The organism is Phyllobacterium myrsinacearum, assembly GCF_014138285.1.
Classification (GTDB): Bacteria; Pseudomonadota; Alphaproteobacteria; order Rhizobiales; family Rhizobiaceae; genus Phyllobacterium; species Phyllobacterium myrsinacearum_A.
Genome location: NZ_JACGXN010000001.1, coordinates 94,169 through 119,666 on the forward strand (window position 1 = coordinate 94,169; position 25,498 = coordinate 119,666).

The 25,498-nt window shown below is 56.3% G+C and carries 24 protein-coding genes; 12 read left to right on the plus strand and 12 right to left on the minus strand.

The features are described from left to right. Nucleotides 1–45: 45 nt before the first annotated feature. The gene (locus FHW16_RS00495) at nt 46–744 is read right to left on the minus strand and encodes a TetR/AcrR family transcriptional regulator (RefSeq protein ID WP_182547224.1); all 699 of its coding nucleotides are present in this window, start codon (nt 742–744) and stop codon (nt 46–48) included. Between the two features lie 114 nt (nt 745–858). Continuing rightward, nucleotides 859–3,141 (minus strand): DNA topoisomerase IV subunit A, encoded by a 2,283-nt coding sequence (parC, locus tag FHW16_RS00500; RefSeq protein WP_182547225.1) that lies wholly within the window; start codon nt 3,139–3,141, stop codon nt 859–861. A 226-nt stretch (nt 3,142–3,367) separates the two neighbouring features. Between parC and FHW16_RS00505 the strand changes: the two genes are divergently transcribed. Then, entirely contained in the window at nt 3,368–4,567 is a 1,200-nt protein-coding gene (locus FHW16_RS00505; protein ID WP_182547226.1) for a hypothetical protein, read from the plus strand. Between the two features lie 78 nt (nt 4,568–4,645). Here FHW16_RS00505 and aspS read toward each other — a convergent pair whose 3' ends face one another. Next, nucleotides 4,646–6,436 (minus strand): aspartate--tRNA ligase, encoded by a 1,791-nt coding sequence (gene aspS / locus FHW16_RS00510; protein ID WP_182547227.1) that lies wholly within the window; start codon nt 6,434–6,436, stop codon nt 4,646–4,648. A gap of 224 nt (nt 6,437–6,660) precedes the next feature. Between aspS and rnd the strand changes: the two genes are divergently transcribed. Then, nucleotides 6,661–7,824, plus strand: coding sequence for a ribonuclease D (gene rnd / locus FHW16_RS00515; RefSeq protein ID WP_182547228.1), 1,164 nt, complete (start codon nt 6,661–6,663; stop codon nt 7,822–7,824). A gap of 102 nt (nt 7,825–7,926) precedes the next feature. Then, nucleotides 7,927–8,847 (plus strand): DMT family transporter, encoded by a 921-nt coding sequence (locus FHW16_RS00520; RefSeq protein WP_182547229.1) that lies wholly within the window; start codon nt 7,927–7,929, stop codon nt 8,845–8,847. Between the two features lie 3 nt (nt 8,848–8,850). Here FHW16_RS00520 and ppx read toward each other — a convergent pair whose 3' ends face one another. After that, a complete protein-coding gene (gene ppx, locus FHW16_RS00525) occupies nt 8,851–10,362 on the minus strand; it encodes an exopolyphosphatase (RefSeq protein ID WP_182547230.1) in 1,512 nt (503 codons plus the stop codon). Further along, nucleotides 10,359–12,560, minus strand: a complete 2,202-nt coding sequence (locus tag FHW16_RS00530) for an RNA degradosome polyphosphate kinase (protein ID WP_432651982.1) — start codon at nt 12,558–12,560, stop codon at nt 10,359–10,361. The genes ppx and FHW16_RS00530 overlap by 4 nt, the downstream gene beginning before the upstream one ends. Before the next feature lie 340 nt (nt 12,561–12,900). Here FHW16_RS00530 and FHW16_RS00535 point away from each other — a divergent pair, with 340 nt between their 5' ends. After that, nucleotides 12,901–13,149 (plus strand): zinc-finger domain-containing protein, encoded by a 249-nt coding sequence (locus tag FHW16_RS00535; RefSeq protein WP_182547232.1) that lies wholly within the window; start codon nt 12,901–12,903, stop codon nt 13,147–13,149. Then, nucleotides 13,150–14,427 carry an FAD-dependent monooxygenase gene (locus FHW16_RS00540; protein WP_182547233.1) on the plus strand — a complete coding sequence of 426 codons (1,278 nt, stop codon included), beginning with the start codon at nt 13,150–13,152 and terminating at the stop codon, nt 14,425–14,427. On the opposite strand, the gene FHW16_RS00545 is transcribed toward FHW16_RS00540, so the two are convergent. From FHW16_RS00545 to FHW16_RS00570, 6 genes are all read right to left on the minus strand, one after another. Then, nucleotides 14,388–15,119 carry a TIGR02117 family protein gene (locus tag FHW16_RS00545; RefSeq protein ID WP_246711592.1) on the minus strand — a complete coding sequence of 244 codons (732 nt, stop codon included), beginning with the start codon at nt 15,117–15,119 and terminating at the stop codon, nt 14,388–14,390. The two genes, FHW16_RS00540 and FHW16_RS00545, sit on opposite strands and share 40 nt — an antisense overlap. Then, on the minus strand, nt 15,116–15,919 hold the full coding sequence (locus FHW16_RS00550; protein ID WP_182547234.1) for an amino acid ABC transporter ATP-binding protein: 804 nt from the start codon (nt 15,917–15,919) through the stop codon (nt 15,116–15,118). Before FHW16_RS00550 ends, FHW16_RS00545 begins: the two co-directional genes overlap by 4 nt. An 11-nt stretch (nt 15,920–15,930) precedes the next feature. Continuing rightward, a complete protein-coding gene (locus FHW16_RS00555; RefSeq protein ID WP_182547235.1) occupies nt 15,931–17,088 on the minus strand; it encodes an amino acid ABC transporter permease in 1,158 nt (385 codons plus the stop codon). A 2-nt stretch (nt 17,089–17,090) separates the two neighbouring features. Further along, nucleotides 17,091–18,287, minus strand: a complete 1,197-nt coding sequence (locus FHW16_RS00560; protein WP_182547236.1) for an amino acid ABC transporter permease — start codon at nt 18,285–18,287, stop codon at nt 17,091–17,093. A 116-nt stretch (nt 18,288–18,403) separates the two neighbouring features. Then, complete coding sequence (locus tag FHW16_RS00565; protein ID WP_182547237.1) at nt 18,404–19,432, minus strand: amino acid ABC transporter substrate-binding protein; 1,029 nt, start codon at nt 19,430–19,432, stop codon at nt 18,404–18,406. A 231-nt stretch (nt 19,433–19,663) separates the two neighbouring features. After that, complete coding sequence (locus FHW16_RS00570) at nt 19,664–20,461, minus strand: phosphatase PAP2 family protein (protein ID WP_182547238.1); 798 nt, start codon at nt 20,459–20,461, stop codon at nt 19,664–19,666. Nucleotides 20,462–20,589: 128 nt separating this feature from the next. On the opposite strand from FHW16_RS00570, the gene FHW16_RS00575 reads away from it, so the two are divergent. From FHW16_RS00575 to copM, 3 genes are read left to right on the plus strand one after another with little or no spacing between them, the layout of a single operon-like run. Next, complete coding sequence (locus FHW16_RS00575; protein ID WP_182547239.1) at nt 20,590–21,768, plus strand: cystathionine beta-lyase; 1,179 nt, start codon at nt 20,590–20,592, stop codon at nt 21,766–21,768. A gap of 47 nt (nt 21,769–21,815) precedes the next feature. Next, complete coding sequence (locus FHW16_RS00580) at nt 21,816–22,196, plus strand: hypothetical protein (protein ID WP_182547240.1); 381 nt, start codon at nt 21,816–21,818, stop codon at nt 22,194–22,196. A 60-nt stretch (nt 22,197–22,256) separates the two neighbouring features. Beyond that, nucleotides 22,257–22,637, plus strand: a complete 381-nt coding sequence (gene copM, locus FHW16_RS00585) for a CopM family metallochaperone (RefSeq protein ID WP_210277999.1) — start codon at nt 22,257–22,259, stop codon at nt 22,635–22,637. 72 nt (nt 22,638–22,709) lie between these two features. Here copM and FHW16_RS00590 read toward each other — a convergent pair whose 3' ends face one another. Next, nucleotides 22,710–23,060 (minus strand): hypothetical protein, encoded by a 351-nt coding sequence (locus FHW16_RS00590; protein WP_182547241.1) that lies wholly within the window; start codon nt 23,058–23,060, stop codon nt 22,710–22,712. Between the two features lie 380 nt (nt 23,061–23,440). Here FHW16_RS00590 and FHW16_RS00595 point away from each other — a divergent pair, with 380 nt between their 5' ends. The 4 genes from FHW16_RS00595 (at nt 23,441) to FHW16_RS00610 (ending at nt 25,459) form a co-directional block, all read left to right on the plus strand. After that, entirely contained in the window at nt 23,441–23,767 is a 327-nt protein-coding gene (locus tag FHW16_RS00595) for a hypothetical protein (protein WP_182547242.1), read from the plus strand. Between the two features lie 335 nt (nt 23,768–24,102). Next, nucleotides 24,103–24,288 (plus strand): Flp family type IVb pilin, encoded by a 186-nt coding sequence (locus FHW16_RS00600; RefSeq protein ID WP_182547243.1) that lies wholly within the window; start codon nt 24,103–24,105, stop codon nt 24,286–24,288. Nucleotides 24,289–24,504: 216 nt separating this feature from the next. Continuing rightward, nucleotides 24,505–24,978, plus strand: coding sequence for a hypothetical protein (locus FHW16_RS00605; protein ID WP_246711593.1), 474 nt, complete (start codon nt 24,505–24,507; stop codon nt 24,976–24,978). A 109-nt stretch (nt 24,979–25,087) separates the two neighbouring features. Continuing rightward, complete coding sequence (locus FHW16_RS00610; protein ID WP_182547245.1) at nt 25,088–25,459, plus strand: hypothetical protein; 372 nt, start codon at nt 25,088–25,090, stop codon at nt 25,457–25,459. Nucleotides 25,460–25,498 lie beyond the last annotated feature (39 nt).

Consider the following 25,498-nt stretch of genomic DNA (forward strand, 5'->3'; position numbering starts at 1 on the left):
AACCTGATCAAAAAGAGGTATTTGCTGGATCGGTATGTCAGTAATTTATGCTGATGCTGGGCGCAGTATGGCCACGGCGAGTGCGCGGAACATGGGCTCCAACGCCTCGACAGGAACACCCTGTGCCGGAAAATTCCGCATGATGACGCCCTCGCCCATGGCAGCAAGGGTTGCCGCGACGAGCTCGAGGTCACCGACGGGATCGATCTCGCCTCTTGCCTTGGCCGCACCAATGGCTGACAGAAGCTTCTCGCGCATCTGTCCTTCATAAAGCTCGCACTGGGCAGCAACAGCTTCATTGCGAATGGCTTCTGCTCTCACTTCGGCAAAAAGCCGCGCGCTGGCATCATCAACGCCGTTTGCCGATTTCTGGCGAACGTGATCGAGACCCACCATCACAAGTGCATCGATGATATTGCCGTACCCGCTCATACGATCGAGAATTTCGGCGCTTGCCTTGCGGTGACCCGCAACAATGGCTTCGATCAGGGATTCTTTCGATGGGAAGTAGCGGTAAAGGGCACCGGGGCTCATGCCCGCCTCGGAGCAGATATCGTTCATGGACGCGCCGCGAAAACCTGCACGGACAAAACAGCTGGTCGCCGCTTCAAGGATGCGGGCTTCCTGCACTTCGCGGTTCTGGGCGCGCTTGCTGAACAGTTTGGTGACAAAACAACCGCAGGTGCTGTCCGATTTGTCATCGGTCAGAAGCTTCGATTGTTTTGGCAGAATATTGTCGACCATGCATCACCACAAAAAAAGAGCGAATGTTCGTTCTCAATTATAGCGAAACACAATACTGGTCAATACGAGAATGATCGTTCTCGTTTTATTTTTGGTCAACCAGTAAATTTCCTGTCAGGAAAACTTGCCCGAGCGCGGGAAACCCTTCGGCACCATGCGGCCAGCGGAAGCGCGCGGCCCGATCCATTCGACCAGGTCTTCCTTGCTGCGCGTGAACGTGCGATCCGCCGCATCCTGCCACGTCAGCCCCTGCTCCATGGCAAAGACGCGGATGTCGGAGACGCCGCCATCCTTGTAGCGCTGCAGCCGGACGCCCTTGCCACGGCCCAGTTCAGGGATTTCCGATAGAGGGAAGACAAGCATCTTGCGGTTCTCGCCGACAATGGCGACGCTGTCACCCGTCACGGGAACGCAATGGCGCGCCTCATCCGGTGCCTTGACGTTCATCACCTGCCTGCCCTTGCGGGTGTTGGCCATCACGTCCACCTCGGGCACGAGGAAGCCGTTGCCGTCATGGGATGACAGGAGCAGCTGGCGTCCGGGATTGTGGACGAAGGCTGTGACGATATCCTGATCGTTCTCCATATCCACGATGATGCGGATAGGTTCGCCATGACCGCGCCCGCCCGGCAGGCTGTTGGCACCGATGGTATAGAACTTGCCGCCGGTGGTCAGGATGAGAATCCGGTCCGTGGTCTCGGCATGAAACGCCAGCTTGAGCTTGTCGCCCTCCTTGAAGGTCAGGGCGGAGAAGTCAGGCAGATGCCCCTTCATGGCGCGCAGCCAGCCCTTTTCCGAGACGACAACCGTGACCGGCTCCTTCTCGATCATGGCGTGGTGAATGTCGGTCAGGTCATGCTGCGGCGCATCGGCAAAGGTTGTGCGACGCTTGCCAAGCGGCGTGTCGGCCGCGTATTTCTTCTGCATTTCGGCGATCTGCCAGGAAATGGTCTGCCACTGCTTGGCATCGGAACCCAGCAACTGCTCGATTTCGCCCTTTTCAGCGGTCAGGCCCTCAAATTCCTTGCGAATCTCGAATTCCTCAAGCTTGCGCAGTGAACGCAGGCGCATATTGAGCACGGCTTCCGCCTGCACATCGGACAGCCCGAAGCGCGCCATCATTTCCTGCTTTGGCTCATCCTCTTCGCGGATGATGCGGATCACCTCGTCCAGATTGAGATAGGCGATCAGGAAACCGCCCAGAATTTCCAGACGGCGCTCGATCTCGGCCAGACGGTGACGCGAACGGCGGATAAGAACGTCCTTGCGGTGTTCCAGCCATTGCTTGAGCACATCGCGCAACGACAGGACGTTCGGTACCTTGCCGTTGGTCAGCACGTTCATGTTGAGGGGGAAGCGCGTTTCAAGCTCGGAAAGCTTGAACAGGGACTCCATCAGTATATCAGGATTGACGCTGCGGCTCTTTGGTTCGAGCACGATGCGCACGTCTTCGGTGGATTCGTCACGAACATCATCAAGCAGCGGCAACTTCTTGGCGATCAGCAGCTCGGCGATCTTTTCGATCAGCCGCGACTTCTGCACCTGGTAGGGAATCTCGGTGATGACGATGATCCACGTGCCCCGGCCCTGATCCTCGACCTGCCAGCGGGCGCGCAGACGGAAACCGCCACGCCCTGTCTTGTAGGCCTCCAGAATGGCATCGGCGCTTTCGACAAGCACGCCGCCGGTCGGGAAATCCGGCCCGCGAACCATGGTCTTGCTCGGATCCTGCGGATCCTCTTCAAGCGATATGAGATCCTCCACCGTCGCATCGGGATGCTTGATCAGATGCAGGGCAGCGGCGCAGAGCTCCGAAACATTGTGCGGCGGGATCGAGGTGGCCATGCCAACGGCAATGCCGGAGGAGCCATTGGCGAGCAGGTTCGGGAATGCGCCAGGAAGAACGATCGGCTCTTCGTCTTCGTCATTGTAGGTTGGACGAAAATCGACAGCATCTTCGGTGATGCCTTCGAGAAGCAGCATGGCGACATCTGTCATCCGCGCTTCGGTGTAACGCATGGCTGCCGGATTATCGCCGTCAATATTGCCAAAATTGCCCTGCCCGTCGACAACCGGATAACGCACGGCGAAATCCTGCGACAGGCGTACCAGCGCGTCATAGATGGACTGGTCGCCATGCGGATGGAATTTACCCATCACCTCGCCGACGATACGGGCGCATTTCGCATAGGACTGGTCAGGCGAGAGCCGCAACAGACGCATCGCATGCATGATTCTGCGGTGGACGGGTTTCAGACCGTCGCGTACGTCAGGCAAGGCACGGTTTGTAATCGTCGAAAGTGCGTAGGCCAGATAGCGCTGTTCCAGCGCGGCCTTCAAATCAACCGGTTCAACATTATCGTCGCCACTGTCTGGCGGAATCAGGCTTTTTCCCATGTCAATGGGTTACCAATTCGCTGATTCCCGGGCAAGCAATGATTCGTTGAGATCACAGCCTGTTGCGCTTTGTAATGAGCAAAAAATGAGCAGGGCTTGCTTCCGCATCCCAAATCTGACTTTCTACCGCCCGAATTGCCGTTATTGCGCTTTGACTGGCGTCTGTCACAGTTTTGCCGCTCATCATGCAATAGGTACAAATATTGTTGTTAACGAGGATCAAACAATGCCTTCAAACCACTCTCTGAAATCCGGCTTGCGCCTTATGGCTGCGACCACCGCTCTTGTCGTTGTCTTTGCCGGTTCAGCCTATGCGGTTGATGGCAATGCCGTTGCTGCCCGCCTGAAGTCTGCCTATGGCGAACAGGGCAACACACTCGAATATTCGAATGTGGAGACCAACGGTTCAACGGTCATTATCAAGGATACCAAGGTCACTTCAGCCGGAATGAAGAAAAGCGTCAGCATCGGTGACGTGACTTTGAATGATGTAAGCGACGCCTCCGACGGTGGCTTCAAGATCGGCTCACTCGGTGTACCTGACGTTAACTTCAGCCCTGAAGGCGAAGCCGACAGCAAGATCGTCGTCGAAGGCATCAAGCTCGAAGGCATTACTCTTCCGGCCGAAGGTGTTACCGACCCTTTGGCGAAATTGATGCAGTGCGAAAAAGGTGGACTCAAACATCTGAATATCAACGCCAAGGGCAAAGACGTTTTCACAGCTGAAAACCTGTCCTTTACCGTTTCACCACTGACCGCCTCAGCACCGGTTGTCTTCACATCCAACCTTGAAAGCTTCAAGGCGGACCTGTCCGGCGTGGAAGACCCGAAGACCAAGGATGCGCTGAAGGCATTGGGCTACGAAACCGTTTCGGGCAAGATCGACTTCAACGGCTCGTGGAATATTCCGGACGGACGTTTCAATATCGACAAGTTCGATTTCATTGCAGACCAGGTTGGTACGCTTGGGCTCAAGTTTGATATTTCCGGCTATACGCTCGACTTCCTCAACGGATTGAAGGATGCCGTCAAGAAGGGCGAAGGCAAGACGGATGAGGCTCAGGGCATGGCCATGCTCGGCCTGATGCAACAGCTCAGCTTCACAGGAGCGTCGATCCGCTTTGACGATGGATCGGTTACCAACAAGGCACTCGACTATGCTGCCAAGCAGCAGGGCATGAAGCGCGATGATCTGGTTAATCAGGGCAAGGCGATCCTGCCGATGATGGCAGCACAGCTCGGCAATGCCGAATTCGCGCAGGCTCTGGGAACAGCCGTGAGTGCTTACCTTGATGATCCGAAGAACATCGAGATCAAGGCTGCTCCGGGAAAATCCGTCCCGTTTGCGATCATCGCTGCCGGTGGCATGGCCGATCCGAAGTCGCTGATCAAGACGCTCGGCGTCACCGTTAACGCCAACCAGTAAGCGGGCGTACACAGTAAACAAAAAGCCCGGCAGCGATGCCGGGCTTTTTGTTTATCCAGAGTCGGTTAGAAAGAGTTTTTAATCCTCTTTCTTGATGGGTGCGAGACGGATGTTGAGATCGCGCAGCTGCGCTGGCGATACGTCCGACGGCGCACTCATCAGCAGATCATAGGCCTGCTGGTTCATCGGGAACATGGTGATCTCGCGCAGGTTCTTGGCGCCCACGAGCAACATCACAATGCGGTCAATACCGGCTGCCATGCCGCCATGGGGCGGCGCGCCGTACTGGAACGCACGATAGAGACCGCCAAAACGCTCTTCCACGGTTTCACGCGAATGACCGACAGCCTCGAATGCCTTCACCATGGTTTCCGGCAGGTGGTTGCGGATACCGCCCGAGGAAATCTCGAAGCCGTTGCAGACCAGATCGTACTGGAATGCCTTGATGGTCAGAGGATCCTGGTTTTCCAGCGCCTCGATACCACCCTGCGGCATGGAGAACGGGTTGTGAGCAAAGTCGATCTTCTTCTCGTCTTCCAGCCACTCGAAGAATGGGAAGTCAACAATCCAGCACAACTTGAACTGGTCGCGGTCGACAAGGTTCAACTCTTCGCCTGCACGGGTACGGGCAGCACCGGCAAACGAGACGAATTTCTTCGGATCGCCCGCAACGAAGAAAGCCGCGTCGCCATCATCAAGTCCGAGCTGCACGCGCAGCGCTTCGGTCCGTTCCGGTCCGATGTTCTTGGCAAGCGGGCCAGCGCCCTCAAGCGCCTCGCCTTCCTTGCGCCAGAAGATGTAGCCAAGGCCCGGCTGGCCTTCGCCCTGCGCCCAGGAGTTCATGCGGTCACAGAATGCACGCGACCCGCCAGTCTTAGCCGGTATGGCCCAGATTTCGACCTTCGGATCGTTGGCGATCATGTTGGCAAAGACCTTGAAGCCGGAACCAGCAAAATGCCCGGTGACAGCCTGCATCTCGATCGGGTTGCGCAGATCAGGCTTGTCCGAGCCGTATTTGCGCATGGCATCGTCATAGGCGATGCGCGGGAACTGCTGTGTGACCGGCTTGCCTTCGGCAAATTCCTCGAACACGCCGCGCAGGACGGGCTCCATCGTCGTCAGAACATCTTCCTGTTCGACAAAGCTCATTTCGACGTCGAGCTGATAGAATTCACCCGGCAGACGGTCGGCGCGCGGGTCTTCGTCGCGGAAACAGGGGGCGATCTGGAAGTAACGGTCGAAACCGGACATCATGATCAGCTGCTTGTACTGCTGCGGCGCCTGCGGCAACGCGTAGAACTTGCCCGGATGAATGCGGCTTGGCACGAGGAAATCGCGCGCACCTTCCGGCGACGACGCCGTCAGAATGGGTGTCGAGAACTCGGTGAAGCCAATGTCAGTCATGCGGCGGCGCATGGCAGCGATGATCTTGGTACGCGACATGATGTTCTTATGCAGCGTATCGCGGCGCAGATCGAGGAAGCGGTACTTCAGGCGAATGTCTTCCGGATAATCCAGTTCGCCGAACACCGGCAGCGGCAGTTCCTTGGCGGCCGACAGGATTTCGATCTCGCGGGCAAACACTTCGATCTCGCCCGTTGGCATGTTTGGATTGACCGTATCGTCCGTGCGGGCCTTCACTTCACCATCCACGCGGATAACCCATTCGCCGCGCACGGTCTCGGCCAGCTTGAAAGCGGGCGAGTCGGGGCTGGCGACGATCTGGGTCAGACCGTAATGATCGCGGATGTCGATGAAGAGAATGCCGCCATGATCGCGGACGCGATGAACCCAGCCGGAAAGACGAACTGTCGAACCAACGTCGGATTTCCGCAGGGCGGCGCAGGTATGGCTGCGGTAACGGTGCATGATATGTGCCTCTGAGATGCTTGATGCTTGTTGCCGGAAGGTGTGAAGAGAGCCCCGGCCATGATCTGGAATTTGCGCGGACAAGCGCATTTTGACGGCGATTTGTCAAGATTGCGAATTACCGGAGACGGGATTTGTAAGCGTATCAACCATATAGACGCGACAAGCGGCGAAGAAACTCGGACAGACGAGACAAATGCATTTCCATTCGCTATAGAAAATTCATGACCATGATTACAACCACAGATCAGCTTGACCAGGCTGTAGCCGCCCTTTCGCAATCCGATTTCGTAACAGTCGATACGGAGTTCATCCGGGAGACCACGTTCTGGCCGGAACTTTGCGTTATCCAGCTGGCGTCTCCTGATCACACCGCCATTGTCGATGCCCTCGCGCCGGGTCTCGATCTGGCACCGTTTTTCCGGCTGATGGCCGATGAAACCATCGTCAAGGTTTTCCATGCGGCGCGGCAGGATATCGAGATTATTTTCCATCTCGGCAATCTGATCCCCCATCCGGTCTTTGACACGCAGGTTGCGGCCATGGTCTGCGGCTTCGGCGATGCCATTGCCTATGATCAGCTGGTGCAGCGGGTCAACGGCGCGCAGATCGACAAATCCTCGCGCTTCACCGACTGGCGGCGACGTCCGCTTTCGGACAAACAGCTCGACTATGCGCTGGCCGACGTGACCCATCTGCGCGACATTTACCTCTACCTCAACAAAAAGCTCGAGGAAGAAGGGCGCACGGACTGGGTTCTTGACGAGATGAAAGTGCTGACGGCACGCGAGACCTACGACATGCATCCAGACGATGCGTGGAAGCGTCTTAAGATGCGCCTGCGCAAACCGCAGGAACTTGCCGTGCTGCGCAGTGTTGCCGCGTGGCGCGAACGGGAGGCGCGTGAGCGCAATGTGCCGCGTGGCCGTGTTCTCAAGGACGACGCCATTTACGAAATCGCCCAGCAGCAGCCGCGTGATGCGGAAGCAATGGGCCGGCTCCGCACCATCCCCAAGGGCTGGGAGCGTTCCAGCATTGCGACAGGCCTGCTGAATGCGGTCAATATCGCGCTGGACCTTCCGAAGGAAGACATGCCACGCCTGCCCAAATCCGTGCAATCGCCGGAAGGTGCCGGTGCTGCCGCCGAACTGCTGAAAGTGCTGTTGCGTCTGGTGACGGAAGAACACGGCGTTGCCGCCAAGGTGGTTGCCACTTCAGACGAAATCGACCGGATTGCCGCAGAAGGCGATGCGGATGATATTGCGGCATTGCAGGGCTGGCGCCGCGAAGTCTTCGGTGAAAAGGCGCTGCAGCTGATCAATGGCGAGCTTTGCCTGAAGTTCGAAAACAAACGAATCCGGGCTGTGCCCTGCATTGATCAGGCATAAGACGTTCAGGTGGCGATGCGACACTTCGGCGACTGTCGAAGTATCGCTCCGGCTAAATTGACTAGCATCGGCCCATTGAAACCATGCTGATGCGAGGCAATGATGTCTAACACTCCCGTACAAACCCCGTCCCTGGCCAAAGAACTGGCACTTCTCGCCGTCCTTGCCACGCTTTGGGGTGCGTCCTACACCTTCATCAAGGTGGGAGTGGAGACGATACCGCCAATCACCTTCATCGCCGCCCGCACATTGATCGCCGGCGGGTTGCTGCTTGTCATCATCAAACTGCGCGGTCTTTCCCTGCCGCGCGATCCGGCGATCTGGAAACGCTTTCTCATTCAGGCCTGCATCAACAGCGTGTTTCCATTCACCTTGATCGCCTGGGCAGAGCTGACCGTGAACGCGGGTCTTGCCACCATTCTCAACTCGACAACGCCGATCTTCGCCTTTCTGCTGACCGTATTGATCACGCGCCATGAGGCCGTGACGGCGCGAAAAGTCTTCGGCGTTGCAGCCGGAGTAGTCGGCATTTCCCTGATTATCGGGCTTGAAGCATTCAATGGTCTCGGCAAGGAGCTGGTGGCGCAAATTGCCATCGTCGTCGCGACGATTTCCTATGCGGCTGCGGCAATCTTCGGCAAGGGTTTCAAAGGTCTCGATCCGATGATGCCCGCTGCAGGTTCGCTGATTTGCGGCGCCGTCATTCTCATTCCGGTCAGCCTTGTGGTCGACCAGCCATGGACGCTGGCACCCTCCAACCACTCGCTGTTGGCGCTGCTCGGACTTGCCGTCTTTTCCACCGCCCTCGCCTTCGTGATCTATTTCCGGCTCATTCACACGCTGGGTACGGTGGGAACGACATCACAGGCATATCTGCGTGTGCCGATCGGTGTCGGTATTGGCGTGCTGTTTCTCGGCGAAAGCCTGACCTCGACCGCATGGATCGGCTTGATCTGTGTGATTGCCGGTGTCGCGGCGATGACGTTGCCCGGACGCAAGAAGGCGGCTGTCACAGCCGCCTGAAACCTATTTGCCGATTGCCATTTTCAGCGTCTTGCCCGTCAGTTTTGCCAATTGCTGCAGGCGGCCTTCCGGTACATCGCCAATCAGATCGGCGTTCTTGGCAGCCACCTCAAGATAGAGGCCATCCGCTGCCTGTTTCCACGAAAGATTGGGAACAACCCCAGCCATGGACGCCGAAAATGGATAGACGATGCGCATGATTGCAGCCAGAACCCGGGAATATTCGAGGAGACGCGGAGTGGCGAGTGCGGCCAGATCCGGATCTGCTGTGCTGTTGGCAATGCCTTCGTGCCGGAAGAAATTGGCAAGCGCGATATAGGCGCGGCCCGGGTGATCAATACCGACGAAAGCCGCATTGGAGATCATATTCAATGCCTGCGAGCCGCGGTAATCGGGATGAGCACGCCAGCTGATATCGGCGATCAGACACGCCGCCCGACGATAACGCTTTTCGTCTTCTGTCTCGTTATAACCCAGCGCAGCAAAGGCATCCCCGCTCCATTCGGCCAGCTCACGCGCATAGGCTGGCGAGCGGGCTCGCAGCACAGCCAATTCGTCGGCTGCAGCAATCAGCGGGTCTTCGAGCTGCTCGGATTCAGGCAGCAGCGAGAACAGAAAGCCTTCCCGCACACCCAGAGCCGAGAAGACAACCTTTGACGGTCGCATCTTGCGGATTGTTTCCAGCAGGGCAATCGCACCGTAGGACAGGAGTGCACGCCGGTTTTTCGAGACATCCTCGATACCGCGCATATTGTCGAGATTGCCGTCAGCGACGCGCTTGAGGAAGCGCTGCGCCTCTTCGAACGGAATCTCGTAATGATGCATGACATGCAGGGGATAGTGTTCGGCGCTCATATGCAGCTTGGCAAGATTTCGCCACGTGCCGCCCACGGCGTAAAAAGCACGGCCCTTGCCCTTGGCGAGCAGTTTTGCCGACTCGAGCGTCTTCTTGGCGATATCCGAAGCAGCGGCAAGATCGCCGTTCGACATATCCTGCAAACGCAGGCCGCCCAGCGGCAAGGTAATGCCATCGCCGATGGTGCGGCCCTTGACGTCCACGAGTTCGAGACTGCCACCACCAAGATCACCTGCGATACCGTCGGGATCATGGAAGCCGGAAATTACCCCGAGCGCGGAGTAATAGGCTTCTTCGCGACCCGACAGAACCTTGATCGGCTCGCCCAGAACGATTTCGGCCTGTGCGATAAAATCCGGGCCGTTCTCGGCTTCGCGCGCTGCCGCGGTCGCCAGCACATCGAGCGAGCGAGCGCCTGCCTGATCAGCCAGCGCACGGAACCGGCGCAATGCCCGCAAGGCGCTCTGCACAGCCTTTTCATTCAGCCTGCCGGTTTTCACCAGACCTTTGCCGAGACCGCACAGAATCTTTTCATTGAAAAGCACAGTGGGCGAGCGGGTGACGCCTTCATAAACAACCAGACGTACAGAGTTCGAGCCGATGTCGATGACACCGGCCGGATGACGCCCCTGCACACGCCCCTGCGCTGCGGATATCATGCAGTCTTGTTTTTCGCTGCTTTGGATCGCTTGCGGTGAGCGATCAAGCGTGGTGCTGAAGACTTCAGCGACTTGCCGCGGCCAGACAGGCTGGGATTTGTCATGAAATATTCCTGCGCGTTAAAAGCATCTTCTCCATCCGCCGCAACGATCCGGCGCGATGTACCGTCTGCTAGTAACTCGTAACTCTGCTGGTTGTCGAGAAGGTTTGCCAGCATAATCTGTGAAAGAAGTTGTTGATGCACAGTTGGATTGGTGATCGGTACCAGCGTTTCAACGCGCCGGTCGAGGTTGCGGGTCATCATATCGGCTGAACCGATATAGACGAGCGCCTTCTCCGACGGCAGCCCCGCGCCATTGCCGAAGCAGAAAATACGACTGTGTTCAAGGAAGCGGCCGACGATGGACTTGGCGCGGATCGTATCAGAAAGGCCCGGAACCTGGGGACGCAGGCAGCAAATGCCGCGCACGATGAGGTCAATATCCACCCCATGTCCGCTGGCGTCGTAGAGCGCATCGATGATCTGGGGATCGACGAGCGAATTCATCTTCATCCAAATGGAGGCCGGGCGACCTGCCTTGGCGTGCTCGATTTCCTCCTGGATGTGCTGGAGAATGCGCGGACGCAGGGTTGTCGGCGATACAGCAATGCCCATTTCGCCCGATGGCTGGGTATAACCGGTGATGAAGTTGAATATCTGGGCAACGTCACGCCCGATAGATGGTTCGCAGGTGAAGAATGACAGATCCGTATAGATCTTGGCGGTGATCGGATGGTAATTGCCCGTGCCAAGATGCACGTAACTGCGTAACTTCTGTTCCTCGCGGCGCACGACCAGCGACATTTTCGCATGGGTTTTCAGCTCGATAAAGCCGAAGACAACCTGAACACCGGCACGCTCCAGGTCGCGCGCCCAGCGGATATTGGCTTCTTCATCAAAGCGTGCCTTGAGCTCGACAAGCGCCGTCACGGACTTGCCTGAATCGGCCGCATCGATCAGCGCACGCACGATCGGGCTGTCATTGGATGTGCGATAGAGCGTCTGCTTGATGGCTACCACTTCCGGGTCAGCCGCCGCTTGCCGCAGGAACTGCACGACAACGTCAAAGGATTCATAGGGGTGGTGAACCACGATGTCTTTTTCGCGGATCGCAGCAAAGCAGTCACCACCATGCTCACGCACACGCTCGGGGAAGCGCGGATTGTAGGGCACAAACTTCAGATCAGCCCGCGGAATGCTGACGATTTCAGAAATCGTGTTGAGCGCCAGAAGTCCTTCGAGAACGCTGATGCGGTTGTCCGGCACGCCGAGTTCGGTTGCCACAAAAGCACGGAGCGTTTCCGGCATTTCATCATCGAACTCGATGCGGATCACCTGACCGCGGCGGCGGCGCTTCAGGGCGCTTTCAAACAGACGGACCAGATCTTCGGCTTCTTCTTCCACTTCAATATCGCTGTCGCGAATGATGCGGAATGTACCGGCACCCTTGACCTCGTAGCCGGGGAACAGCCGTCCCGTGAACAGACTGATGGCATCCTCGAGGGTAAGGAAGCGGAAACGGCCGGCGTCGTCGGGAATCTGGATGAAACGTTTCAACGCCTGTGGCAGGCGCAAAAGCGCAGTCATTGGCCGGTTGTCGATGCTGCGGCTCAGAAGCATCGCAATGGTAAAACCGAGATTGGGAATGAATGGAAACGGGTGCGCCGGGTCGATGGAAAGCGGGGTAAGAACCGGATAAATGGTTTCGAGGAAGTGGTCCTCAAGCCAGAGGCGCTCGCTCTTGGTCAACTTGTCAGGACGGACGATCTCGATATTCTCGGCCAGCATCTCGACCCGCAGTTCGTTCAGGCGAAGCTGCTGGGCGGCCTGAAGTTTGCTGACCTCATCAAGCACGAACTCCAGCTGTTCCTGCGGCGTACGCCCATCCGGGCTGCGATTGGCAACTCCTGCACGCACCTGCCCGGCAAGACCGGCGATGCGCACCATGAAGAACTCGTCGAGATTGGCAGCGGAGATTGACAGGAAGCGCAAACGCTCCAGCAGCGGCTGGTGCACATTGTGCGCTTCTTCCAGCACACGGCGGTTGAACTGCAGCCACGAAAACTCGCGATTGACGAAACGATCGACACTGGTATGCAGATCCGGCAGATCGATGGCTTCGACTGCATTCGTTATGGCGGGTGACTGATCGTTCATTGTCATTCTCCGATTAGAATAGTCCCGTCAAACGCGGAATCACAGGCCACAATAGAGATGTCTCTTGAAGGTTTTATAGCAGTCACCGCAAATTCACGTTGCAGCCGATAAAAAATCAATACGTCGAACAGCTTACACCTGAAACGAAGGGTTCTGCGACGAAATTCTTAAGCCGATGAGCAGCGGCATGCCCGCGTACGGCACCATTTGCGACCAAATGGACTGTGCTTGTGTCAGATTGCCTCGCTTTCAGGAAACAGAAGCGATTTTCATCATGGCAGAATTGCTCTATGAGGAAGGCAACACTATTGCGTATGGACCGAAAGCTCAGGAGCGACACATGGCCGGACACAGTATTCCTCACTTCCAGAACAGCGCTGGCCACGCCGCCATCAGCATTGGCGTCAAGGAATTCATGTGTGTCGGTGCCAATCCGCCTTTCGACCATCCGCACGTCTTCCTTGATCTTGGCGACGACAATGAAAAGGTCTGCCCCTATTGCTCGACGCTGTATCGCTTTGATGCATCGCTTGCTGCTGAAGAGACCATCCCTGCCGGCTGCACCTACGTGGACAACAAGGCTGCCTGATTGCAAACGCCCGTCATCGATCTGAAGACGGCTCGCAACAGGCGAATTCCCAATCCTGACCAGATCATCATTGCCGGCGCCGGTATAGCCGGTCTCACGCTGGCGCTTGCCCTGAGCGGCAGAGGATTTGCCGTCCAGATTTTCGAGAAGAGCACCGTTCTTGCCGAAGCCGGGGCCGGCATACAGCTTTCACCCAATGCAACGCGCCTGCTGGGCCGCCTCGGCGTGCTTGACCGGTTGCTGCCCTCCTCCGTACAGCCCGATGCCGTTTGCCTGCAGGATGGGGTCAGCGGCGATCAGCTGCTGCGCCTGCCCATGGGTGCAGGTGCCGCCGAACGCTGGCATTCTCCCTATATCGTCTGTCACCGCGCCGATTTGCAGTGCGCCCTGCTCGACGAAGTGCAGAGCCGCAGCAATATCGCCATGCAGCTGGAATCCGCTGTCACCCATCACAGGAGCGATGCACAGGGCATGATGGTGCGCGTCCAGTACAATGATCGCATCGAGGAACATCGCGGCGCGCTGCTGATCGGAGCGGACGGTGTGTGGTCGAACATGCGCAATGCAGTCTCTGATCTCGAGCGGGCTCGCTATACGGGCTCCATCGCCTGGCGCGCATCGGTTTTGGTTTCCCGGTTGCCAACGTCCTTCACGACGCTTCTGCCTGAAGGGACCAATGTGGTTGCCTGGACCGGCAGCAACGCGCACCTTATCGCCTACCCCGTGCGCTCCGGTGAAATCATGAATTTCGTTGCCGTGACGCGTGACCGGAAAAATACGCGACGCTGGGACGTCGAGGTTAATCCCGAAGCGCCCAGCCGGAGCTTTGCCACGGATTTCCACCGGTGGCATCCGGGCATTCGCGATCTGGTCCTCTCCGCCGGGCCATGGACGCCCTGGCGCCTGTTCGAGATGAAGCGCTGCCGATTCCTGCAGGATGACCGGCTGGTGCTGATCGGCGATGCGGCCCACGCAATGACGCCCTATGCGGCACAGGGCGCCGCGATGGCGATCGAGGATGCCTGTTCCCTCGCCGTTACGCTCGGGCCTCGAAAAGAAAACTGGCCATCTGAACTTGAAACCTACGCCAGGAACCGGACGAAACGCATCGAAGCGGTCGTGCGCCGCGGTGCGCTCAATCAGCTTGCCTATCACGCCAAGGGGCCCGTCGCCCTCGCCCGCAACCTGTTGCTACGCAACAGGTCCGCAGAAAAGTTCGTGGCCGGGTTTGACTGGCTCTATGGCTTTGATGCGGAGAAGCCCGGTGGCGATATCTGATCGCCATCCGTATTGTTATAGCGCTTCAATGACCAGACTAGGCTCTGCGGCAATGGATTCCAGAAGCCCGTGCGCAATCCGCCTTGACGCAGAATCGCACTGGTCCAGGTATTGCAGCCAGCCAATGCGGTGAAATAGCCGTTCGCTTCGAAAAAGCGATCATTGAGCCCGTATCCCGCACCCTCGATCATCATCGCCTTCTCCCCGGCATCCCGCTGGAAAGACGCGATCGTGCCTTCAAGCATGGCGTCGAAAGCTGCCGGACTGACGGACAGCTTCTCAATACCGGGCTGACGTATATCGATGGCGCCGATGGGCTCCACATGCAGGGTGGAGCGGTCAACAGTCAGGCCGCGCATCAAAGGCAGGAATTTCAGTTCCGCCCAGGTCGGCGTCTCCAGATAGAAGCTGCGGCCGCCCCAGCCAACAACGATCCAGGCAATGCGGGGATCGGTGAGATGAAACGTTTCATTACCAATGAAAGACAGTCGGGCAAGAACATCGGGGTCGGCTGGAAATGCCAGGTCCGTGTGGATGGGGTTCGACAGCAGCAGAACTGTGCGCGAAGCCTGCGGTGCCTCGCTTGTCCCGGCAAAGAACGGACGCGGCAGCAACATGCCGGCTGCAAATAACAAAGCAGCGGCCACGAGGGCCGCTGCAATGGATTTCAGAATGGTGCGCAGACGTCTCAATGCAGAATCTGGCTGAGGAACAGTTTCGTGCGCTCATGCTGCGGATTGTCGAAGAATGCAGCCGGTTCATTCTGCTCGACGATCTGGCCCTGATCCATGAAAATAACCCGGTTTGCCACCTGACGGGCAAAGCCCATCTCGTGGGTGACGCACACCATGGTCATGCCTTCTTCGGCCAGTTGCACCATGGTATCGAGCACTTCCTTGATCATTTCCGGATCGAGCGCCGAAGTCGGTTCATCGAACAGCATGATACGCGGGTTCATGCAGAGTGAGCGCGCAATCGCCACGCGCTGCTGCTGACCGCCGGAAAGCTGACCCGGATATTTGTTGGCCTGCTCCGGGATCTTGACGCGCTCGAGATAGTGCATCGCAATCTCGTCTGCCTTCTTCTTCGGCATCTTGCGCACCCAGATCGGAGCGAGCGTGCAATTTTCCAGAATGGTCAGGTGCGGAAACAGGTTGAAGTGCTGGAACACCATGCCCACTTCGCGCCGGACTTCATCGATCTTCTTCAGATCATTGGTCAGTTCGATGCCGTCGACGAGGATCTTGCCGCTCTGGTGCTCTTCGAGCCGGTTGATGCAGCGAATCATGGTCGACTTGCCAGATCCCGAAGGACCGGCAATGACGATACGCTCGCCGCGCATCACCTTGAGGTTGATGTCCTTGAGCACGTGGAAATCGCCATACCATTTGTTCATGCTTGATATCTCGACGGCGACGTCGGTCTTGGAGACGTGCATCAAGGAGCGGTCGACATGAATTTCAGATGGATCGACGACGTTTTGAGTGGTCATGCGTATACTCCTTAGCGTTTATGTCCTGTGTCCAGCCTGCGCTCCATGAAGATGGAATAGCGCGACATGCCGAAACAGAAAATCCAAAAGACGAAACCGGCAAAAATCAGGCCGGAAATGGGGGTTTGCGGGGATGCCCAGTTGGCATCGTTGAAGTGCTGGCGCACCGTTCCGAGCAGATCGAACATGCTGATGATGGAAACCAGCGATGTGTCCTTGAACAGGCCAATGAAAGTGTTCACGATCCCCGGGATTACCATTTTCAGGGCCTGCGGCAGGACGATAAGACCGGTTTTCTGCCAGTAGCTCAATCCCAGCGAGTCAGCACCTTCGTACTGCCCCTTCGGGATCGCCTGCAGACCGCCACGCACCACCTCCGCCATGTAGGCCGAAGCGAAGAGCGACACACCGATCAAAGCACGCAGAAACTTGTCGAAGGACACGCCCGGCGGCAGGAACAATGGCAGCATGTAGCTGGCCATGAACAGCACCGTCACCAGCGGAATACCGCGCACCATTTCAATGAAAATGACACAGAGCATCTTGATGACGGGCATTTTCGACCGCCGCCCCAACGCCAGCACGATACCGAGCGGCAGGGAGATAGCGATACCGACGAAGGAAAGGACCAATGTGACGAGCAAGCCGCCCCATGTTGCCGTTTCGATATAGGGAAGGCCAAACCAGCCACCAACCAGCAGGAAGAAGGCAGCGATCGGGAAAATGAAGAAAAACACGATCGCATTGGCCGTCTTGAAGGGCGCCTTCGGTATCAGCAGCGGCACCAGCAGCACGACGAACAGAATGCCAACCAGATTGACGCGCCAATGCTGGTCCAACTGGTAACGGCCATACATGAACTGGTCAAAATTGGCATTCACATAGGCCCAGCAGGCACCCGACCAGCCATCGGGCATGACCCCGCCCTGTGCGACTGTCGAGCAGACCGCGCGATCCGCACCGGACCACGAAGCCTGAACAAACAGCCAGTTGATCATAGGCGGTATGAACCAGGCCAAAAAGAAAATGGCAAGAATAGTCAGGATGGCATCAACGGGCGTTGCCATCATGTTGAGACGAATCCAGCGGACGATACCCCGCTCGCCTAGCGGCGGTGTCTCTCCCTGAAGCATTTCCGTGCGAACGAAACTAAGATTGCTATCCACCATGATCAGCGCTCCACCAATGCCATTTTGGCGTTGAACCAGTTCATGAAGAGCGATGTCAGAACACTCAGGCTGAGGTAGACGGTAATGAAGATCGCCACCACTTCAATGGAACGGCCCGTCTGGTTCAGGATGGTTCCGCCCACGGCAAACAGATCGGGGTACCCCACGGCAACGGCCAGCGACGAGTTCTTCGTCAGATTGAGATACTGGCTGGTCAGTGGCGGGATGATGATGCGCATGGCCTGCGGGACGACGACCAGCCGTGTGGTCGTGCCGGCGCGAAGGCCGAGTGCATGGGAAGCTTCACTCTGTCCCTTGCCTACACCGCGAATACCCGCACGGACGATCTCGGCAATGAACGATGCCGTATAGAAAGACAGCGCGAGATAGAGTGACATGAACTCGGGGCCGACCAGTGAGCCTCCCTTGATGTTGAAGCCGCCCAGCACCGGCCAGTCGGGGGTAACAGGGAAACCCTTGAGGGCAAAGGCAAGGAGCGGCAGACCAATGATCAGCGCCAGACTTGTCCACAGAATGGGGAAACGCTGCCCGGTTGCCATTTGCCGTTTATAGGCCCAGCGGCGGATAAAAAATGTGCCAACGATCGCAATGATAAAAGCAGCTCCCGCCAACCAGGCCCCTTCGCCGAAGACCGGCACCGGAAAGAAGAAACCGCGATTGTTCAGAAATGTGTTGAACGGCAAGGCGATACTTTGCCGTGCCTGGGGCAGAACCGCCAAAACGCCGGAATACCAGAAAAAGATAACCAGCAGTGGTGGGATATTGCGGAAAACCTCGACATAAACCGTGCAGAGCTTGCGGATCAGCCAGTTATGCGACAGGCGCCCGACGCCGATGACAAAGCCGATGATGGTCGCGGTGATAATACCCGCGACGGCAACCAGCATGGTATTCAGAATACCGACATAAAGCGCCTTTATGTAGGTCGAGTCGCTCGAATACTGCGTGAACGGGTGAGAACTGATATCAAATCCCGAGCGCCCGTCGAGAAATCCGAAACCGGTTGCCAGGTGCGCGCGCTGCAGATTGGCAATAGTGTTGTTGACGACCCAGTAGACCAAACCCACCAGCACAACCAGAACGACGACCTGATAGATATAGCCGCGGATTCTCGGATCGTTCAGAAGTGATGCTTTGGCGCTGCCTGAATCGACAGGCGTAATATCCTGCGATGCCATTGACCCCTCATTTCTTTTAACAGTTTATTTTTATTATTTTTATTGTTTTTGTAATTGCTTTTCCCGGAAAGGAGGCAGAGCCCCCTTCCCGGATTTCAGATTGATCACTGGGAAAATCAGCGGATCGGCATTGCGTACTGCAGACCGCCCTTGCTCCACTGCGCATTGATGCCGCGCGCAATCTTGAGCTTGCTGCCGGCACCAACATTGGATTCGAACAATTCGCCGTAATTGCCAACTGCCTTGACGATGTTCACAACCCAATCATTGGTCAGGCCCAGGTCCGTTCCAAGCTTGGTGTTGGCTTCCTGTCCGAGCACACGCTTGATTTCAGGGCTGTCGCTCTTCGTCAGTTCTTCAACATTGGCTTTGGTTATGCCGAGTTCTTCAGCAGTCAGCAGGGCATAATGTGTCCAGCGGATAACGTCCGCCCACTGGCTGTCACCCTGACGGACGACCGGGCCAAGCGGCTCCTTAGAGATGATTTCGGGCAGAACAACGTGATCGTCCGGTGCCGAAAGTGTCAGACGGATTGCATAAAGGCCGGACTGGTCGGTGGTGTACACATCGCAGCGGCCGGCATCGTAGGCGGCGTTGACTTCTTCGAGCTTCTCGAACACGACGGGATTGTAGTCCATCTTGTTCGCCTTGAAGTAGTCGGCAAGATTGAGTTCTGTCGTTGTACCGGCCTGAACGCAAACCGATGCGCCGGAAAGCTGCAATGCGGAATTGATACCCGACAGCTTCTTGGCGTTGATCATGAAACCCTGGCCGTCATAATAGTTGACGCCCGGGAAATCGAAACCCTGGGTGTCGCGGCTCAGTGTCCATGTGGTGTTGCGAATCAGAACGTCAATTTCACCCGATTGCAGGGCAGGAAGACGATCCTTAGCGGACAGCGGTGTGAACTTTACCTTGGTTCCGTCGCCAAACACGGCAGCGGCAACGGCTCGGCAATAGTCGACGTCGAAACCGGACCATTCGCCCTTGTCGTTCGGCGCGGCAAACCCGGCAAGACCGGTGTTGACGCCGCATTGCACGAAGCCTTTTTTCTTGACGTCATCAAGCGTGCCGGCGGATGCTGCGGAAGCCAGCAGGACCAGCGCAGATGCCCCCAGTACGCCCTTCAAAACGAGATTTTTCATAACTACCAAACCCTTTAATTGTTGCCCGTGTTCCCAGAGAGGAAATTTTCCACGTTGGCGGGTTCCCCCCGTGCCCTTTCAAGGCTCCAACATGTCTCCCATTCACCCTCGTATCGAAGGGCATTCTGCAGGTTTGGTCAAGGGATAATCTTTGCTCAATAATTTAGCAGAAAGGGCTGAAGTGGTGCTCTTTGTTGAAATTTTCGATTATTTCTTGTTCAAAAATGCCAGTCAGCGCCAAAACTGATCGCGAAAACGCAAAACCGGGAAGAATCGACTGCCGTCGAACAAAAAGGCTGCCCTGCGCCCCGCCAGGAATCGGGCAAGCGCGAGGGTAAAGAGGAAGCCAACGCTGTAACCTGCGACCACATCCGTTGGATAATGGGCCCTGGCGACTATGCGCGTGAAAGCAATAAACAGGGTTGCAAGAATAATCGGCACCCGCCAACGCGGAAACCATAGCGCGAGAACCGCCCCGACAGCACCCATCGTGGTTGAATGACCGGATGGAAAACTTGCAAAATCATAACCTGCATCAAATGGTGAAAATCCATTGGCACCAAGGGTATCGATAAATTTTGGCCGGGCACGGCCGATGCAGAATTTGGCAATGTTCGTCAGAATTCCTGACAGGGCCACGGACCAGAAAGCGAATGTCGCCTGCGCATAAATCACCCCCAGACGGACACGTCTTGAATGGGGCAGGTTGCGCCAGTCAATACCGATCAGACAGACGGCAATGAAGAAAGCCGGGATCAGGTACCATTGGGACAGACCGATATCCGTCAGCACCCGCATGGAACTCAACGGACCATCGTGAGATGACAGGTCGCGCGAAAGCAACTCGTCAAAAGGGTGCAGCAGGAGAATGAAGAAAAAGATCAGAACGGCTGCCATCGACATGCCGCCGGTCCAGGCTGCCGGACTGTTCGGATAGGCCGGAGCCCGCATCCGCCGAAGAAAATTGACGATTGACCGGCGCGCGCGCCCAAGGCCTGACAGGGACTGTGGATTCGGGGCATCCGTCATCGTTTCTCCAATTTGCCTTGACCGGCAGTTGCATCGCGCAGGTTCACCTGTTGCAACGGGGACGCCGTGGCATTATCGACTTCTCGCAGCACTTACAATTGTCATGCATCGCAATGCGGAGAATATCCATGGGCAAAGAATTGGACAAAATGGCAAAATTCGGGATCAACACCCGCCTGGCCCATGGAGGCTATGATCCCCGTGACTATCATGGTTTCGTCAACCCGCCCATCGTGCATGCGTCGACCGTCCTTTTTCCTGATGCGGAAACCATGGCGAGCCACAAGCAAAAATACGGCTATGCCACTCACGGAACTCCCACGACCGACGCGCTTTGCCAGGCCATTGACGAACTGGAGGGTTCGTTCGGAACGCTGCTTGTTCCATCCGGCCTTGCCGCAGTCACGATTCCCCTCCTGGCATTCCTGTCACCGGGCGACCATCTGCTGATGGTCGACAGTGTCTATGGCAATACGCGGTACTTCTGCAACACGATGCTCAAACGGCTCGGCATCGAGGTTGAATATTACGATCCACTTATCGGTGCCGACATCGAAAAGCTTATTCGTCCCAACACGACTGTCGTGTTTACCGAATCGCCCGGTTCCAACACGTTCGAAATTCAGGACATTCCGGCCATTGTCGAAAAAGCCCATGCGGCGGGTGCGATCGTCATGATGGACAATACATGGGCAACGCCGCTTTATCTGAAACCGCTGGATTTCGGCGTCGACATTTCGATTCACGCAGCGACGAAATATCCGTCCGGCCATTCCGATATTCTCATGGGCACGATTTCCGCCAATGAAAAATGCTTCAAACGGCTGGATGACGCCTATACGGCCATCGGCCTGTGTGTCGCCGGTGACGACGCCTATGACGTTCTGCGCGGCCTGCGCACGATGAAACTGCGTCTTGATCGCCACGGCGAGAATGCGCTTGAAGTGGCGCGCTGGATCGAGAAACAGCCCGGCGTGCTCGAGGTCCTGCACCCCGCGCTGGAAAGCCACGCAGGCCATGCCCTTTGGAAGCGCGATTTCACCGGCGCTGCGGGTGTGTTCTCCATTGTCATCGACGGCGGCACACCGCAGGCCCGGGCTTTTCTCAACGCCCTTGATATTTTTGGCCTCGGCTATTCCTGGGGCGGATATGCAAGTCTTGCGCTGCAGGTCAACCTGTCGGATCGCGTCCTGACCGGCAAGAAATATGCGGGCGCGCTCATCCGGTTGCAGATCGGGCTCGAAGATACCAAGGATCTCATTGCGGATCTCGAAAAGGCGCTCAGCGCCGCCAAAGCCGTGCAATAAACAGAAGGTGATTTCGCATCTGCCCCTGTTCTTGCTATGACATCGGCATGAGCAGGCTTGCCATTCTTCTGACATTCCTCACGGCTTTTTCCGTCGGCTGGGTGCCCGTCTTTGCGGCGCCCGCCCGGCTGACGCAAGAAATGTCAGCGCAGTATTCCGATGGCAAGGCAGAACCTGCGATGGCCTATCATGCGCATGGCCATCCCTGTGCCGGCGTTCAGAAACATTGCGCCGGCATGGGAAAAGCGCCGCACCCGGCACTTTGTTCCGCTTGTATCGCCATTCCCGCCATAGCGCTGAGCACGATAACCACGCCGTCCACGCGGATGATTGTTCCGCGCGGCGCGGAATTGCCGCTCGTGGCCCAGGTCAGCGCGCCCTTGTCGCCGCCTCCCAAACCGGAACTGATCGCTTCCTATTCCATTTAAAGCACAGGTGAACAGGTCATAACCTGTGCTGTACACCTGACCCAAGGAAAGATCATTCCAATGAAAATCACCTATTTCTCTGCAGTTGTCATTGCCGGGCTTCTGGCTCTGGCCTCCCCCGCAATGGCGCAGGAGCACAAGATGATGAACCACGATGCCATGGCGATGAAACCCGCTGGCGATCAGGGCGCTTCATCCAAAGCTTTTGCCGAAGCGAATGCCAAGATGCACAAGGACATGACCATCAAATTCAGCGGAGACGCCGATAAGGATTTCGTTCGCGGCATGATTGCTCATCACCAGGGCGCGATCGATATGGCCAAGGTGGAATTGAAATACGGCAAGGATGAAGACATCCGCAAACTTGCGACGGATATCATTGCCGCGCAGGAAGGCGAGATCAAACAGATGAAAGCCTGGCTTGCCAAGCATGGCGGCTAGCCGCTAGCGCAGATACGAAATAAATCACCCGCCGGGTCATCCCGACGGGTGGTTCAAAAGCTTCCAGCTGTTTCAGGAGGCGTTGTGATGCTGCATCTCATAGGATGCAGCGCGTTTCTGCAGGCTGAGTTCCCATAGACTATGGGCGGCATCTGCATAGGTTGACGTGCCAGCTCTGAATTCCGCTGAGCGCAATGGCAGCAAATCTTCCACCACAGCCAGTGTTCTGGCCGGAAGAATGTCTGTACAGGTCCAAAGTCGCCGGAACACAGCGCTAATCAGAACCTGCCTGTCATTGACCTCAATCTGAGGCTCATCATTCCCGAGCTCCCAGTCCTCCAAAGCATCAATGGCGTCCTGAAAGGCACTATGCAATATGATGGGCGCGTGGCCGTCATGAAGTGGGTGCAGCAAACCAGGCATTCCTGTCTCCTCACTCTTGTGTTGCACTGCCCGGGGGCTCCCGGATACAGAATCATAAAGGCGAGTGGACACGATCAGCAAGATAAAACTTCGATACAAGACCGATTAACTAGAGATTTCTGATTAAATCGAGTTTTCACTACAGTTTTAAGTATCAATGCTGATGTATGTATTATGAAAATCGTTATAAATCATTGATAATATTTGATTATGAGCAAAACCGATCCAGACTGCGAAAAACGCGCTCCCGCTTTCCCAACCGCAGAGATGGTAATGCGCCTTGCGACAGTTCGACAACAACAGATTCTCGCTGCCATCTTGCCAAAAGCGCCTCATTGGCCCATTCATGTCCCGCTGTTCGTGATCGAGGATATTGGCACATGACGACAAAACACCTCCCGGTGATTATTCTGGCGGTATTGCTTGCCGGCTGCGGCAACATACAGGGGCAACTCGACCGCGAAAAGATTTCGTCGTTGCACTACGATACAACCGAGTGCCCTGCTCTGGTTTCGCAGAAAAATGCGGCGGTGGCACAAATCAATCAGTTGACCAGTGGCAAGGGCTATCAGGATCCTGATGTCATAACAGGATTTGGTCCAGTCCTGCCGGACTATCGCACCGACAACCAGAAAAAGGCCGGTGCATTGCAGGGACAGGTTGATTCCATGAATCGTTCCATCGCCAGAAGGAAATGCGCAGGCTGAAGGCCGCAGCGTCGGTCCTGTTATAAAATGGCCCCTCGCGGGGCCATTCTTGTTTCGGCCCATCTGATCTCGTGTGCCGCGAAGCATGCAGGAACCTGTTTGTTTGCTTCCGGAACAGCAATTCTAAATAGCGCCCAACAACAGGAACGAGATTTTCAGGTAAAGCCTCTGTTTTTATTAAAATCGTCAAGACAATGTAACCGGCAATTAAGCAAGAAATCCGGTGACTATTTGCTAACCAGTTTCTTTAAGTCAGGCGCAATTGTTGAAGGCCTAAGTTCACGACGGTTCAACGAAACCGCGTCAAACGCAACGCCACAACAGGGATACACAACATGACAACTCTTTTCACACGCTTTCTTAAGGATGAGTCCGGCGCAACAGCTATCGAATACGGTCTGATTGCTGCCCTCATCTCCGTCGGCATCGTTGCCGGTGCAACAACGCTGGGCACAAGCCTGAGCACGATCTTCACCAATCTTGGTGCCAAGATGACCACTGCTGCTACCAAAACGAACTAATTCAATGTGGCTGCGCAGAAATGCGCAGCCTTTCCCTTGTCTGATTTTTCGAATACATCCAGCGCCTATGGCGCATCAATACTTGATATTGATATTCATATTTATTCAATAAACAGAATTATTTACAACGTCTCGTAAACGTTGTTTCGTCACCCCAGTTTGATCCGGAACAGTTCTGATCAACAATACACGGGGGACGTTATCATGATCTTTGGCATGACATACTATACCTTCTTCCACGTACTCATCAGCCTTATCGGCATTGTATCCGGACTGATTGTTCTCGCCGGCCTGTTGAATTCCGACAGGAAAGACGGCTGGACACTGGTCTTTCTCATCACAACCGTCGCAACCAGCCTGACAGGATTTGGATTTCCCTACGGCGGTTTCACGCCTGCCATCGGCGTCGGGATCATTTCCATGATCTTTCTGATCATCGCCATCGCTGCGCGGTATCCGTTTCACCTCTCCGGTTCGTGGCGATGGATTTATGTGATCAGCGCTCTCGTCTCGCTCTATCTCAACGTTTTTGTTCTGGTCGTCCAATCGTTCCTGAAGATACCGGCACTCCACACCCTCGCACCGGCCGGAACGGAGCCACCTTTTGCCATTGCTCAGGGCATCGTACTCATCCTGTTCATCATTGCTGGCTTCCTCTCTCTGCGGCGCTTCCACCCCCTGATACAATAGAGCACTTCCCGGCCCACGTGGCGGAGAAATGCTCCGGTGCAAATCTCCCCCGGACACTCGACACCGGCATGAAGACGATTTACATCTCGGTCAAAGTTCGGGGGAATTCATGATGAAATCGGTCTATCTTTCGGCAGCATTCCTGCTTGCCATGCAAACTGCCGGCGTTGCCCAGCCCATCGACAGCTATACGGCGCGGCTCAGCTCCGGCGACCATTTCAATTCCAATGGCCAGCGACTGGACAGTGCAGCAGCGATCATCCGTCAGGACCGGGCGAACTATTACGTGTATGGCAACCGCGACCGGGAAGACCGGGCTGACAGTTTCTTCAGCGACAAGGACAACCGGGCACGGCTTGAGAGCATGCTCAATCGCGGCAGATTCTCATCCGGAGCCAGGAGCGCCATTGTCAACGGCACACCACTGATCCATGTCGACATCTACGAAGACTACATCGAAGTCGAAGTCGAATCAGACTGATCGCACGGGCGCCGGATTGTTCTGGTGCCGCTCCTCGTT